At 68.2% G+C, this 13,764-nt stretch carries 15 protein-coding genes, 1 pseudogene and 1 riboswitch; of the genes and pseudogenes, 12 read left to right on the forward strand and 4 right to left on the reverse strand.

Annotation, left to right across the window (positions count from 1 at the left end):
• Positions 1-720 precede the first annotated feature (720 nt).
• A complete protein-coding gene (locus QMZ16_RS13995; RefSeq protein ID WP_282603672.1) occupies positions 721-954 on the reverse strand; it encodes a hypothetical protein in 234 nt (77 codons plus the stop codon).
• A 148-nt stretch (positions 955-1,102) separates the two neighbouring features.
• Between QMZ16_RS13995 and QMZ16_RS14000 the strand changes: the two genes are divergently transcribed.
• From QMZ16_RS14000 to QMZ16_RS14030, 7 genes and pseudogenes are all read left to right on the forward strand, one after another.
• Positions 1,103-1,777: a Crp/Fnr family transcriptional regulator gene (locus QMZ16_RS14000; RefSeq protein WP_282603673.1), complete on the forward strand. Its 675-nt coding sequence runs from the start codon at positions 1,103-1,105 to the stop codon at positions 1,775-1,777.
• 92 nt (positions 1,778-1,869) lie between these two features.
• Positions 1,870-2,313, forward strand: a pseudogene (locus QMZ16_RS14005) (YeeE/YedE thiosulfate transporter family protein); the annotation flags it as partial.
• 5 nt (positions 2,314-2,318) lie between these two features.
• The gene (locus QMZ16_RS14010; protein WP_282603674.1) at positions 2,319-2,753 is read left to right on the forward strand and encodes a YeeE/YedE family protein; all 435 of its coding nucleotides are present in this window, start codon (positions 2,319-2,321) and stop codon (positions 2,751-2,753) included.
• Complete coding sequence (locus QMZ16_RS14015) at positions 2,750-3,634, forward strand: MBL fold metallo-hydrolase (RefSeq protein ID WP_282603675.1); 885 nt, start codon at positions 2,750-2,752, stop codon at positions 3,632-3,634. The genes QMZ16_RS14010 and QMZ16_RS14015 overlap by 4 nt, the downstream gene beginning before the upstream one ends.
• 38 nt (positions 3,635-3,672) lie before the next feature.
• A riboswitch (cobalamin riboswitch) is annotated at positions 3,673-3,885 on the forward strand.
• A 109-nt stretch (positions 3,886-3,994) separates the two neighbouring features.
• Positions 3,995-4,996, forward strand: a complete 1,002-nt coding sequence (locus tag QMZ16_RS14020) for an ABC transporter substrate-binding protein (protein WP_282603676.1) — start codon at positions 3,995-3,997, stop codon at positions 4,994-4,996.
• A complete protein-coding gene (locus QMZ16_RS14025; protein ID WP_282603677.1) occupies positions 4,993-6,012 on the forward strand; it encodes an iron ABC transporter permease in 1,020 nt (339 codons plus the stop codon). The genes QMZ16_RS14020 and QMZ16_RS14025 overlap by 4 nt, the downstream gene beginning before the upstream one ends.
• Complete coding sequence (locus tag QMZ16_RS14030) at positions 6,009-6,815, forward strand: ABC transporter ATP-binding protein (RefSeq protein WP_282603678.1); 807 nt, start codon at positions 6,009-6,011, stop codon at positions 6,813-6,815. The genes QMZ16_RS14025 and QMZ16_RS14030 overlap by 4 nt, the downstream gene beginning before the upstream one ends.
• On the opposite strand, the gene QMZ16_RS14035 is transcribed toward QMZ16_RS14030, so the two are convergent.
• The gene (locus QMZ16_RS14035) at positions 6,745-7,350 is read right to left on the reverse strand and encodes a LysE family translocator (protein ID WP_282603679.1); all 606 of its coding nucleotides are present in this window, start codon (positions 7,348-7,350) and stop codon (positions 6,745-6,747) included. The two genes, QMZ16_RS14030 and QMZ16_RS14035, sit on opposite strands and share 71 nt — an antisense overlap.
• A gap of 104 nt (positions 7,351-7,454) precedes the next feature.
• On the opposite strand from QMZ16_RS14035, the gene QMZ16_RS14040 reads away from it, so the two are divergent.
• Positions 7,455-7,901 (forward strand): Lrp/AsnC family transcriptional regulator, encoded by a 447-nt coding sequence (locus QMZ16_RS14040; protein ID WP_282603680.1) that lies wholly within the window; start codon positions 7,455-7,457, stop codon positions 7,899-7,901.
• Positions 7,902-7,922: 21 nt separating this feature from the next.
• Here QMZ16_RS14040 and QMZ16_RS14045 read toward each other — a convergent pair whose 3' ends face one another.
• Both QMZ16_RS14045 and QMZ16_RS14050 read right to left on the reverse strand, forming a co-directional pair.
• Positions 7,923-8,672: an SDR family oxidoreductase gene (locus QMZ16_RS14045; RefSeq protein ID WP_282603681.1), complete on the reverse strand. Its 750-nt coding sequence runs from the start codon at positions 8,670-8,672 to the stop codon at positions 7,923-7,925.
• Between the two features lie 73 nt (positions 8,673-8,745).
• Positions 8,746-9,657 (reverse strand): Asd/ArgC dimerization domain-containing protein, encoded by a 912-nt coding sequence (locus QMZ16_RS14050; RefSeq protein ID WP_282603682.1) that lies wholly within the window; start codon positions 9,655-9,657, stop codon positions 8,746-8,748.
• Positions 9,658-9,765: 108 nt separating this feature from the next.
• Between QMZ16_RS14050 and QMZ16_RS14055 the strand changes: the two genes are divergently transcribed.
• The 4 genes from QMZ16_RS14055 to QMZ16_RS14070 are packed head-to-tail and all read left to right on the forward strand — an operon-like array spanning position 9,766 to position 13,764.
• Entirely contained in the window at positions 9,766-10,515 is a 750-nt protein-coding gene (locus QMZ16_RS14055) for a GntR family transcriptional regulator (protein ID WP_022708309.1), read from the forward strand.
• On the forward strand, positions 10,512-12,002 hold the full coding sequence (locus QMZ16_RS14060) for an ABC transporter substrate-binding protein (RefSeq protein ID WP_282603683.1): 1,491 nt from the start codon (positions 10,512-10,514) through the stop codon (positions 12,000-12,002). Before QMZ16_RS14055 ends, QMZ16_RS14060 begins: the two co-directional genes overlap by 4 nt.
• Positions 12,002-12,925 carry an ABC transporter permease gene (locus tag QMZ16_RS14065; protein ID WP_282603684.1) on the forward strand — a complete coding sequence of 308 codons (924 nt, stop codon included), beginning with the start codon at positions 12,002-12,004 and terminating at the stop codon, positions 12,923-12,925. Before QMZ16_RS14060 ends, QMZ16_RS14065 begins: the two co-directional genes overlap by 1 nt.
• On the forward strand, positions 12,925-13,764 hold the full coding sequence (locus tag QMZ16_RS14070; protein ID WP_282603685.1) for an ABC transporter permease: 840 nt from the start codon (positions 12,925-12,927) through the stop codon (positions 13,762-13,764). The genes QMZ16_RS14065 and QMZ16_RS14070 overlap by 1 nt, the downstream gene beginning before the upstream one ends.

Raw genomic sequence — 13,764 nt, forward strand, 5'->3', positions numbered from 1 at the left:
GAACGGCCGCAACCGCGCCATCTGCTCATCGCTCAGCCAGAAAAGATTGCTCATCATGCCCCCATCAGTTCGGGAGCATGAATCACGCCGGCAAGGTGGTCGCAACCCGATTAATGGGTCCTGACCCTAGGCCGCCGCCGCGGGCTTCCGCAGATCGGACCCGCCGCGTGCCGCCCGCGCTTCCGGGTGCACTAGATCATCGAAGGGCCCACTCCGATCCCCGCGTTGGACCGCATCCTGCGGCGCGCCAGTCACGGGATCTGCCTGAAGCCCCGCGCCGCGCTGCGTTCTTGCGACGCGCAGCCTTGGCCGGTTTTCGGGCTAGGATGAGCGCGAGGCCGCCTTTGCCGCGTCGCTGGCCCGGCTGCAGCCCGATCTGCGCGTGATCGGGATGCAGGGCAGGGGGGGTGTCCATCATCCGTCGGCGCGGACGGGCGGGTTGGGAGCGGAGCTGCGCGATCTGCGGGCGCTCTATTCGATGAACAGGGGGGGCGCAGGCGGATCGCGGGTTCCATCCGCCGGTCTCCGAGATGCACGATCTCGACCACGAGAGCCGCGATTATATCGCGTGGGCGGTTCGACTTCATCCTGCACCACGATCTGCAGGCGAGCATGCGCAATGTCTCCGCGGACTTCCTTGGGCATTACCGCCTTCCAACGGACCGCCCGTTGCGTCCATCCCGACCCGTGCAGCCCGTCACGCCCGAAAACAACGCGCGGTCAGTGCAGGCTCAGCAGCACCTCGATGTCGCGTTCGGTCAGGCGCTCCATCAGCTTGCGTTCGTCGCCGTTCAGCGTGGTGCCGTCGGCGACCCGCTGGCGGATCAGCCGGGCGACCAGGCTGGTCGGCTGGTAATACAGCTCGGGGTATTCGCGGCTGAGCGTCCCGACGAGGCGCTGAAGCAGCACCTTCTGCCGTTCGGCGTCGGTCTCGGATTTCTTGTCCTGCAGCATGATGCGCCCCGCTCGTTCAGTGTCACCGCAACAGGTGGGAAGCGTCGGGCGATTTTCCAAGCGACCGATCGTCGCTGGCGGGCGGCGTGACAGGGCGCACAAGCTGGGCCATAACCCGTCGCGGGATCACGGGGCAGCGGGGGCCGGGATGACGCGAACGCCACAAGCGGACTGGACCGACAGCTTTCAGGGTACCCGCGCCCTGCCGCGCGCGGTACGCGACCGCCTGCTGAAGGCCGCGCGCACGCGCCGGTTCCGCAAAGGCACCGAGGTGTTCGGCCCCCACAACATCCCCGACAGCCTGTTCTTCCTGCTGCAGGGCAGCATTCGCGTCGTGCAGACGGCGGGGAACGGGCGGGACATCGTTCTCTATCGCGTGGATGCGGGCGAAAGTTGCGTGCTGACGACCGCCTGCATGCTGGCCGAAGAGGCCTATAACGCCGAAGGCATCGCCGAGACCGACCTGACGGTCATCACCCTGCCCAGGGCCGATTTCGACAGGCTGACCGCCGAGGAGCCCGGCTTTCGCGATTTCGTCTTCGCGGCCTATTCGCGGCGGCTGATCGACCTGCTGCGGGTCGTGAACGACGTGGCCTTCGCGCGCATGGACATGCGCTTGGCCGAGCGTCTGCTGTTGCTGGCGGGCGCGCATGACAGCCTTGCCGCGACCCATTCGCAGCTTGCATCCGAGCTTGGCACCGCCCGGGAGGTGATTTCCCGCCTGCTGCACGATTTCCAGAAGCGCGGCTTTGTCGCGCAGTCGCGGGGACGGATCGACATCGCCGACCGCGCGGCGTTGCGGGCGATGGCGCAGGCCGGGTGATCGGCCAAGCGTGACAATGTCACCGACGCGCCGCACCGCGGGCCTTATCCACGGACCGAGAGCCACCGGCGGATGCCCCGCCCGGCCAAGTCACGAGGATCGCGATGGATACCGTCTTCACCCCCTGGTCGTCCCTTCAGGGTGGGCTGCTGATCGGATTGGCCGCCGTCATGCTGATGGCGGGGCTGGGCCGCGTTCTGGGGGCCACGGGTATCCTGTCGGGTCTGGTCTTCGCGCCGTCGCGCGGGGAAGCCGGTTGGCGGCTGGGGCTGGTGATCGGCATGGTCGCCGCGCCGGAAATTCTCTGGGCGCTTACCGGACGCCTGCCGCGGATCGAGGTTCCGGCCGGTCCCGGCATGATCGTCGCGGGCGGGATCCTCGTGGGGTTCGGCGCCAGCCTCGGGTCCGGCTGCACCTCGGGACACGGGGTCTGCGGGCTGGCGCGGCTGTCGCGCCGCTCGATGGTCGCGGTGCCGGTCTTCATGGCGACGGCGGCGGCGACCGTCTTCGTCATCCGCCACGTGATCGGGGGATAGGGGTCATGCGCTTCGCTCTTGCCGTCGCGACCGGGCTGGTCTTCGGGATCGGCATCGCCCTGTCGGGAATGATGGACCCGGCCAAGGTGCTTAACTTCTTCGACATCGCGGGGGCGTGGGACCCGTCGCTGGCCTTCGTGATGGGGGGCGCGCTGGCCGTCGCGCTGCCGGGATACCGGCTGGCCCTGCGGATGGACGGACCGCTGCTGGCACAGCGCTTCGATCTGCCGACAGCGACCCGCCCGGATGCGCGCCTGATCGGGGGATCCGCCATCTTCGGCATCGGCTGGGGCATCGCGGGCTTCTGCCCCGGGGCTGCGATCCCCGCGCTCGGGACCCTGCGATGGGAGGTTGCCTTGTTCCTGTCGGCTGTCATCATCGGCTTCATGCTGCGCCGCATGTCGTTCCCGGCCCCCCGCCCGAAGGAGATCCCCAGATGACCGCCTTTCCGCTTCGCATGGACATCCACCCCGAGGTTCACGGCTTCTTCGACAAGGACACGAACACGATCAGCTACCTGGTGCGGGACCCGTCATCCGACGCCTGCGCGATCATCGACAGCGTGATGGACATCGACTACTCCGCCGGGCGGATCACCCATGACCACGCGGACGAGCTGATCCGCCAGGTGCGCGACCGCGGGCTGCGGCTGGAATGGATCATCGAAACGCATGTCCATGCCGACCACCTGTCCGCCGCGCCCTATATCCAGGAACGGCTGGGCGGCAGGATCGGCATCGGCGCGCAGATCATGGTCGTTCAGGACACCTTCGGCAAGATCTTCAACGAGGGGACCGAGTTCCAGCGCGACGGCAGCCAGTTCGACCGCCTGTTCGAGGATGGCGACCGCTACATGGTGGGCAACATGCCGGTCTTTGCGATCCATACCCCCGGTCACACCCCCGCCTGCATGGTCCATGTCATGGGCGACGCGGCCTTTGTCGGGGACACGCTGTTCATGCCGGATGGCGGCTCGGCCCGTGCCGATTTTCCCGGCGGCGATGCGGGGGTGCTGTTCGATTCCATCCAGCGCGTCCTGACGCTGCCGGACGAGATGCGCCTGTTCATGTGCCACGATTACGGCCCGAACGGCCGCGACATCCAGTGGCAGACCACCGTGGCCGAGGAAAAGGCCCACAACATCCATGTCGGCAATGGCCGCACCCGCGAGGAATTCGTCCGCTTCCGGACCGAACGCGACGCGACGCTGGCGATGCCGCGGCTGATCATCCCCTCGCTTCAGGTGAACATGCGCGGGGGCGAGGTTCCGACCGACAGGGATGGCCGTCCCATGCTGAAGGTGCCGGTCAACGGACTGTAGGTCGCGGTCCTGGCCGATTGACTTGGCCCCCGGCAGCGGTCATGCATCGCTGCGATGGTTCCCGCGCGGCCAAGGTTCCGGGCGGGTGAAAAGGGAACGCGGTGAGGTGTAACCAGAAGGTGCCGATTCCGCGACTGCCCCCGCAACTGTAAGCGGTAGCCGACCCCATATGCCACTGGCGCCCGCGCCGGGAAGGCGGGCAAGGCCGCGATCCGCAAGTCAGGAGACCTGCCATCGCGACTGCGACCATGCCGGGCGGGGTGCCCCGGAGGGATCACGCTGGCGATGCGCCCGGTCCCGCCGGAACGTCGTCCTGCGCCTTCCTTTGCCCCGTCCTTCACAACGATGAAGGACGACAAGATGAAGAAGCTTGCGATCGCGATCTGCGCGACTGGATTTCCGCTGGCGGCGCTTGCCGCGCCGACCGAATACCCCCTGACCATCGAGAATTGCGGCCATCGCGTGACGATCCCGGAACGCCCGGCGAATGTCGTCTCGATCGGCCAGTCCACGACCGAGATCCTCTATGCCCTGGGGCAGCAGGACCGCATGGCCGGCACGGCGCTGTGGTTCAACGGCGTGCTGCCGGATTACGCCCGGATCGACGCCGGGGTGGAGCGCATCAGCGACAACACCCCCAGCTTCGAGGCCGTGGTGAACAAGCGCCCCGGCTTCGTGCCCACGATGTTCGAATGGATGATCGGCGAACAGGGCGCGGTCGGCACCCGCGAACAGTTCGAAGATCTGGGCATCCCGACCTATGTCATGCCGACCGATTGCAGCGGCAAGGACAATCTTGTCGGCGCCGACGGCACGCGCCTTGCGCCCTTCGACATCGGCACGCTGTGGGACAGCATCACGCAGATCGCCACGGTGATGGATGCGCAGGCGGCGGGCGATGCGCTGGTCGCCGACCTGCAATCGCGCGAACGCGCGGTCGTGGCGCAGGCGCGGGCGCTGGATCTGCCCGACGCCTCGGCGGCGGTCTGGTTCTCCTCGTCCGAGATGGAGGCCGATCCCTACATGGCAGGGGGCATGGGCATCCCGGCCTGGATGCTGTACCGGCTGGGCCTGCGCAACGTCGTCTCATCCGACGAGGAATGGCCGACGGTGGGGTGGGAGACCATCGCCCGCGCCGATCCCTCGGTCCTGTTCATCGCGCGGATGGATCGCCGCCGCTTCCCGGCCGACGACGTGCAGGCCAAGCTGGAGTTCCTGCGCAGCGATCCCGTGACCAGCCGCATGCAGGCGGTCCGCGATGACCGCATCGTCATCATCGACGCCGAGGCCATGCATGGCAGCATCCGCATGCTGGACGGGCTGGAGGCCATGGCCGAGGGGATGGGCAGGCTGGCCGAATGACGCTTCGGACGCTGCCCCTGATCCTTGGCCTGATCGTGGTCGCGCCCCTGCTGGGCGCGGCCCTGGGCGAGACGCCGATCCCGCCCGCGACGGTGTGGAAAGCGCTGGCGAACCAGCTGTGGGACGCGGGCCACGCGGTCGATCCCATCGACCAGGGCATCGTCTGGGCCTATCGCCTGCCGCGCGCGCTGGTCGCGGGGGCCTGCGGGGCGGGGCTGGCGATCTCGGGGCTGGTGCTGCAGACGCTGCTGCGCAATGCGCTGGCCGATCCCTATCTGCTGGGCATCTCGGCGGGGGCGTCGACGGGTGCGGTGCTGGTCGCGGTGGCGGGCCTCGGGGCGGGGATGCTGCCCATGTCGGCGGGGGCGCTGATCGGTGCGCTGACGGCCTTCGCGCTGGTCGTGGGCCTTGCACGGCTGTCTGGCGGCGGACCGGGCGCTCGGGGTGCCGCGCAGATCGTGCTGGCGGGGATTGCGGGCTCGCAGCTGTTCAACGCGCTGACCAGCTTCGTGATCGCGCGGTCGGCCAATGCAGAACAAGCGCGCGGGATCATGTTCTGGCTGATGGGCAACCTGTCCGGCACCCGGTGGGAGGATGTCGGCAGCACGCTGACCGCTGCCATCGTCGCGCTGGCCGTCACGCTGTGGCACGTGCGCGCGCTGGACGCCTTCGCCTTCGGCAGCGATGCGGCGGCGGGGCTGGGCGTGCCCGTGCGCCGCGTGCAGGCGGTCCTGATTCTTGCGACGGCGGGGGCGACGGCGATGATGGTCTCGGTCACCGGGGCCATCGGCTTCGTGGGGCTGGTCGTGCCCCATGCGGCGCGGTTCCTCGTGGGCAGCCGGCATGGCAGGCTGGTTCCGGCGACCGCGCTTGCCGGAATGGTCTTCCTGATCGCCGCGGACGTGATCGCGCGCGTGCTGGTGCCGGGTCAGACCCTGCCCATCGGCGTGGTGACCGCGCTGGTCGGCGCGCCTGCCTTTGCCGTCATCCTGATCCGGGCAAGGGGGTCCGCATGACGCTGGAGGCCAGATCGCTGTCGTATCGCGGGATCCTGCGCGACGTGGACCTGCGGCTGTCGGGCCCCGAGGTTCTGGGCCTGATCGGGCCGAACGGCTCGGGGAAATCGACGCTGATGCGGCTGATGTCGGGCCTGATCCGGGCGGATCGCGGGGCGGTGACGCTGGACGGGCACCCCATCTGCAGTCTGCGCCGTCGCGACGTGGCGCGGCGCATGGCGATGGTCGCCCAATCCGCCGAGACCGCCGACCGCATCACCGTCCGCGATGCGGTCTCGCTTGGGCGCACGCCCTGGCTGGACGCGCTGCGGCGCTGGTCCGATGCGGACGCGGCGCATGTCGCCCGCGCGCTGGAACGCGCGGATCTGACCCATCTTGCGGATCGCGACTGGTCCACCCTGTCGGGCGGCGAAAGACAGCGCGCCCATATCGCCCGCGCCCTTGCGCAGGACCCCGCGATCCTGCTGCTGGACGAGCCGACGAACCATCTGGATATCGGCCATCAACTGGCGATCCTGGATCTGGTGCACGCCCTGCGCATCCCCACCATGATCGCGCTGCACGACCTGAACCAGGCGATGCGCTGCGACCGGCTGGCGGTCATGTCCGCCGGTCGGCTGGTCGCGGTCGGGCCGCCCGAACAGGTGCTGACCGCGGACCTGCTGGCCGATGTCTTCGGCGTTCGCGCCACCGTGCTGACCGATCCCGACGACGGCAGCCGGCTGATGCGGTTCAAGCCCCTGCGCCAAGCCCCAGCACCGGCCACAGCGAGGCGACCAGCAGCGCCGCCATCGTCACGTTGAAGACCCGCAGCCGCACCGGGTTCGACAGCCAGCGCCGGACCACCGTCCCCAGCCACGCCCAGACCGAGATCGCCGGAAAGGACACCAGCGCAAACGCCCCCGCGACCAGCGCCACCGACAGGAACGAACGGTCGGGCGCATAGAGCGTGACGGCCGACAGGCACATCGCCCATGCCTTGGGGTTGACCCACTGGAACGCCGCCGCCTGAAGCGCGGTCATGGGGCGCGCATCGGCGGCGCGGTCCTGGATGGGGGCGGCGGTCGCGACCTTGGCCGCAAGCCACAGAAGATAGCCGACCGACAGCACCTTCAGCACGGTGTTCAGCACCGGCACCGCCTGGAACAGCGCCATCAGCCCCGCGCCCACCAGAAGCGACATCAACGAGACCCCGCCCACGATCCCGATCATGTGCGGCAGCGTCCGGCGAAAGCCGAAATTCGCGCCCGATGCCATCAGCATCAGGTTGTTCGGCCCCGGCGTGATCGTGGCGGCAAGGGCAAAGCCCAGAAGGGCGGTCAGGACGGTCATGGTCATCGGTCTTGTCTCTGGCTTGGTTCGGCGCAACAATAGCGGTGATCCGGCGCAATGATCCGCCAAATATCGTGCTGAACGCGATAATCGCGCAATGAAAGGCCCCGATGGATCCTCTGGACGTGAAGATATTGCAGGCTTTGCGGCGCGACGGGCGCATCAGCAACGTCGCGCTGGCCGAGCGGGTCGGGCTGTCGCCCTCGGCCTGCCTGCGGCGCGTGCAGGAACTGGAGCGTTCGGGCATCATCCGCGGCTATCGCGTGGTGACCGATCCCGAACGGATGGGGCGGGGGCTGGCCGTCTATGTCATGGTCGGGCTGTCATCGCACAACAAGCGCGCGCAAGAGGGGTTCGAGCACGCAATGGCCGCCGCCCCCGAGGTGGTCGAGTGCCACAACATCGCGGGCTCGTTCGAATACATCTTGCGGGTCGAGACCGCCGATCTTGCGGCCTACAAGCGCTTCCATACCGAGGTTCTGGGCACGCAGTCGCATGTGAACGCGATCAATTCCCACATCGTCATGGACAGCAGCAAGGACGAACGCGCGACCTGACGGGCAGGCCGCGCGGGTGTCTCAGTCGATCAGGCCGACGCTGCGGCGGATCCCCTTGTCCCGAAGCGAGATCTCGTCGCCAAGCCACTGATCGGCCTCGGGGCCGCACATCCACAGCAACGCGCGGGCGGGCCATTCGGGCGGGATATGCACGGACCAGTCGAGCTGGCTGACCGGGTTGATGCCGCTGTCGCGGATCGCGGCCTGCATGTCGGTGGCGACGGTGCCGGGCGACAGGCTGATGGCGCGGATGCCGTCGCCGCGCGCCTCGAGGTCCAGCGCACGGGTCAGCATCAGCGCCCCGGCCTTGCTGGCGCAATAGGCGCTCCAACCTTCCTGCGGGCCATGCGCGGCGCCCGAGCCGATGGTCAGGATCGTGCCGCCCCCCGCCTTGCGCATCACGGGCAGGGCCGCGCGTATGCCGTTGAAGACGCCCTTGATGTTCACGTCGATGGCCTGGCCCCATTCGTCGGGGTCGGCATCGGCTATGCCCGCAATGGGACCGATTAGCCCCGCATTGTTGATCAGCACGTCCAGCCGGCCGAAGCGTTCCAGCAGCGTCGCGACGGCCTGCTGCATCGCCACCGCATCGGCCACGTCGCCTGCCAGCGCCACGCCGCCGATCTCGGACGCCAGGGCCGCGACGGCATCCGTGCTGCGGGCCATGACGCCGACCTTCGCGCCCGCATCCGCGAACAGCCGCGCCGTCGCCGCGCCGATCCCCCGGCTTGCGCCCGTGACTAGAACCACCTTGTCCTTCATGTCGGCCATCCTGCCGCCCCCGTTCTTGTGCTGCATATTCGGACGACACCCTAATCGCGTGGAGACCCGAAGGAAAAGGGCGTCACGGCAGGATGCCCGCCAGATCGACCATCAGTCCCGTCGTGGCCATCCCCAGATTGTCGCCGCGCAGGGTCAGCTGCAGCCAGCCGTCCGGCCCGATCCGCAGTCCCTCGATGGTGCAGAACGCGTCCTCCTGCACGATCTCGGGGCGGTGCAGGGGCATCGCCTCGGGGGCCGTCGCAAGATGGATGCCCGGCACGTCCGACAGCGCCGCGGCGATCTGTTCGCGGGTCGCATCCGCGGCCAGCCGCGCGGTCAGCGTGATCGTGTGCCCGCGCCAGACCGGAACGCGCGTCGCCATGCAACTGGTGGTGAAGGCGCCCCCGAACAGGATGCGCAGTTCATCCTCCAGCGCGCGGGCCTCGCCCGGCAGGACCGAGGTCACGTGGTCATGCGCCCGATGCGCCTGCATCCCCGGCAGGTCCGTGCCGCTGACAGCCTGCAGCGTCGTGACATGCAGCGCGTCGATCCCGAAGGCGCGGTGCAGCCGCGCAAGAGGCAGGGCGCAGATCGCGGTCGTGCAGTTCGGCGTGGCCAGAAGCTGATGCCCGCGCGTGTCCGGCAGCGGCATTCCGGGCGCCAGCAGCAGCCCCGCCCCGCGTGCGTATTCGCAATGCGACAGGATGCGCGCGCCGCGGCCCAGATGCCGCTTCTCGATCGCCTCGGCGCCCGCATCGGGCAGGAAGGACAGGATCAGGTCGCCCGGCGCGGCGGCATCGGGGGACAGGATGCGCTGGCCCAGCACGAAATCGCGGGCCTCGGGCGCTGCGAACCACGGCAGATCGGCAGCCGATTCTGCGTGGCGATGATCGTGCAGGCTGACGATCTCCAGTCCCGGTTCGCGCAGAAGGCGTGCCACGAGATGCTGGCCCAGAAGCCCAAGTGCCCCGAGAACGGACAGTTTTTTCGTCACGGCAATCCTCCATGCAGATTTTTCTTGCCAGATTGAATATGTCATCACACCATACCTGACATGTTAAAGCGAGCGGTATGACATTTCATGTATGATCCAAGCTCTCCCATGTTGCGTTCGGGCCTTTCGGATGGCGGGCTTCCCAGCCCCGACGCCAAGTCCCGCTTTGCCGAGGACCGGATGCTTGCCGCCACCATCTGGTGCGAGATCGCGCCCGGCGAGGTCATCACCGAGGCCGACGCGATGGAGCGTTTCGGCCTGTCGCGCGCCGCGGCCCGTGCGGGGCTGATGCGGCTGGGCTTCGACGGATGGGCATCGCCCAAGGCGCGGATGGGGTGGGAGGTGCTGCCGATCACCGGCCAGCTGATCGGCGACGTGCTGTCGGCCCGCCGCATCGTCGAACCCGGCCTTGCCCATGTGCGCCTGACCGACGCCGCCCTGACCGAGATGGAGCAGATCCACGACATCCTGAAGGCCCTGTCTCGCGGTGGCGACGATGCCGCGGTCAGCGCGGTGCGCCTGCATGTGGACCGGATCGACGGGCTGCTTCTGGGGGCGATCAACCCCTTCACCGCGCGCCACCTGCGCAAGCTGTGGCACCATTCCGCGCGGATCACCCATTTCCTGGAAGGCGACAGCGGCACGCTGTTCCGCCGGGACGACGTGTCAGACCTGGTGGGGGCGGTGCTGCAACGCGACGCCGCCGGCATCGAGCGCGCGCGACTGGCGCTGATCGATGCGCAGGAACGCTATTTCCTTCGCCAGCTTCTGAAGAACGACGCGCCGCTGATGCCGGGCAGCGGGCTGGCGGCGCGCAACAACCACGAAAACGCTGCGACCAACAGGAGACCTCAATGACCCCCAAGCTCAACCTGCTGCTGGCCAGTGTCGCAGCCGCCACCCTTGCACTGCCCGCGATGGCCAAGGACCTGACCGTCGATCTGTCGGGCGAGCCGTCCTCGCTGGACCCGCAGGTGCAGTGGAACCCCGACAGCTACTATGTCTATCGCAACATCTTCGACAACCTGGTCACGCGCGACAATGACGGCAACATCGTGCCGCAGATCGCGACCGCGTGGGAACAGGTCAGCGATACCGAGATGCTGCTGACGCTGCGCGACGACGTGACCTTCCATGACGGCCAGAAGCTGACCGCCGAGGATGTGGTCTTTTCCGTCCAGCGCATCACCGACCCGGAATTCGCCTCGCCGCAGCTGGGTCAGTTCAACCAGATCGCATCTGCCGAGGCGGTCGATGACGTGACCGTCAAGCTGACCACCGACGGTCCCTATCCGGCGCTGATGGCGCAGCTGGTCAAGCTGTCGGTCGTGCCCAAGCACGTGGTCGAGGAAGTCGGCGCCGAGGCGTTCAACGCGGCCCCCGTGGGGTCGGGCCCCTACAAGTTCGAGGGCTGGGATCGCGGCGTGTCCGTCACGCTGACCCGCAACGACGATTACTGGGGCGAGGCCGGTCCGTTCGAGGGCGCGACCTTCCGCGCCGTGCCCGATGCCGCGACGCGCCTTGCGAACCTTCAGGCGGGCACCGCCGATCTGGTCGTGGGCCTGGACAGCGACGGCGCCGCGCAGCTGGAAGGTCAGGGCGACGTCAAGGCGCTGTCCGCCCCGACCGAGCGTGTGGCCTATTTGGGCATGAACCTGGACAAGCCGCCCTTCGACGACCCCGAACTGCGCAAGGCCGCCAGCATGGCGATCGACAATCTGGGCATCACCGAGGGCTTGCTGGGCGCAGGCGAGGTGCCGATGGCGCAGCTGTCCTCGCCCGCGCATTTCGGCTATGCCGAGGGGATCGAGCCCTGGGTCTTCGACCCCGATGCCGCCAAGGAGATCGTGTCGGCCAAGGCGGATGTCGCCGCGACCCCCGCGACCTTCGCCACCGCGCCGGTCTTCGATCAGCGCATCGTGCAGGCGCTGCAGCAGATGCTGAACGATGTGGGCTTCAACGTCTCGATCAGCGTGACGGACATGCCGACCTATCTGAACATCGTGCGGTCCGAACCCGCGGACAACGCGGAACTCAGCTTCGGTCGCTGGTCCTGCGCCTGCCAGGACGCCGACGGCATCGCCTATCCGCTGCTGCATTCCGACAGCAACTGGAGCCGCGTGAACGACCCCGAACTGGACAAGCTGCTGGACGAGGCCCGCGTGTCGCTGGACCCCGAGGTCCGTCAGGACGCATATGCCCAGGTCCACCAGATCGTGCGGGACAACTACTATCTGCTGCCGATGTACCAGGCGGCGGTGCTGTATGGCGCGGCGTCCGAGCTGGAATTCACGCCGACCGCCAATGAGAGCATGTTCCTCAACCGCATGAGCTGGTCCGAGTGATGTCCGCCTTCCTTCTGAAACGCTTGCTTCAGGCAATGGTCACGGCGTTCGGCGTCATCACGCTGGTGTTCTTCATCCAGCGCCTGACCGGCGATCCGACCGCCCTGCTGCTGCCCGAGACGGCGACGCAGGAGGATTTCGAGGCCATGCGCAGCGCGCTTGGCTTCGACCGGCCCCTGATCGAACAGTACGTCGCCTTTCTTGGCGACATGCTGCGCTTCGACCTGGGCCGGTCCTATATCCAGAACGCCCCCGTGGCCGAGATCCTGGCCAGCCGCATCCCCCAGACCCTGCAACTGGCGGGGGGCGCGCTGCTGGTGGCCTTCGCCATCGGTCTGCCCGCGGGCGTCGTCATGGCGCTGACGCGGGGGCGGGCGATCTCTCGCTGGATCATGGGCGTCGTGCTGGCCTGCCAGTCGATGCCCACCTTCTGGAGCGGGATCATGATGATCCTCGTCTTCGGGGTCTGGCTGAAATGGCTGCCGCCTTCGGGCACCGGCACGCTGGCGCATCTGGTGATGCCCTCGATCGCGCTTGGGCTTCTGTCGCTGGCGACCTATGCGCGGATCACGCGTTCTGCCGTCATCGACGAGCTTGGCCGCGACTATGTGAGGTCCGCCCGTGCGCGGGGCGTTCGCACGCCCCGGCTGGTCCGGCGGCACCTGCTGCGCAATTCGGCCATTCCGGTCGTGTCGATCACGGCGCTCGAGATCTCTCAGCTGCTGGCGGGCGCGGTGATCGTCGAGACGGTATTCGCCTGGCCGGGTCTGGGGCAGCTGACGGTGCAATCCGTCGCCTCGCGCGATTTCGCGGTGGTTCAGGCGGTCGTGCTGCTGGGGGCGTTTGCCACCATCTTCGCCAACCTCGCGGCCGACATCCTCTATTCCGTGATCGACCCGCGCGTGCGTCTGGGGGGCCAGTGATGAGCGTTGCCGCAACCCGTCTGCCCGCCCGCATCTTGCCCTGGTGGCCCGCGATCCTGCTGGGCGCGATGGTGCTGGTCGCGATCTTCGCGCCGCTTCTTGCGCCGATGGACCCCGACCGGCAGAACCTGCTGGCCCGCCTGAAGGTGCCGGGCTTCGAGAGCCGGGGCGCCACCAACTGGCTGGGCACGGACGAGCTGGGCCGCGACATCCTCAGCCGCCTGATCCATGGCGCGCGGGTGTCGATTTCCGTGGCCGTCCTGTCGGTGCTGCTGTCGGGCGTCGTGGGCATCACCGTCGGCATGCTGGCCGGATACCTGCGCGGCTGGACCGAGACCGTGCTGATGCGGCTGGTCGACATCTTCCTGTCGATCCCCGCGATCCTGCTGGCGATCATCACCGTGGCGGTGCTGGGGCCGGGCTTCTTCAACGTGATCCTGGTCCTCGTGCTGACGCGGTGGCCGCGCTATGCCCGCGTGGCCTATGGTCAGACGCTGTCGGTCGCCCGCCAGCCCTTCGTGACCCTTGCGCGGTCGATGGGCTGTTCGGTCCCGCGCGCGCTGCTGCGCCACATCCTGCCCAACATCATCGGGCCGATCCTGGTCGTGGCCACGCTGGAATTCGGGCTGATGGTCCTGTTCGAGGCGGGCCTGTCATTCCTGGGCCTCGGCGTGCAGCCGCCCACCGCAAGCTGGGGCGCGATGCTGTCCACGGGCCGCAACTATGTCGCGACGGCCTGGTGGATCGCCACCTTCCCGGGGCTTGCCCTGTTCATGCTGGTGCTGTCGGCCAACCTGATTGGCGACCGCCTGAGCGACATCATTGGAAAAGGACGCTGA

Origin of the sequence: Paracoccus sp. PARArs4, from assembly GCF_947311865.1 — a bacterium.
GTDB lineage: Bacteria > Pseudomonadota > Alphaproteobacteria > Rhodobacterales > Rhodobacteraceae > Paracoccus > Paracoccus zeaxanthinifaciens.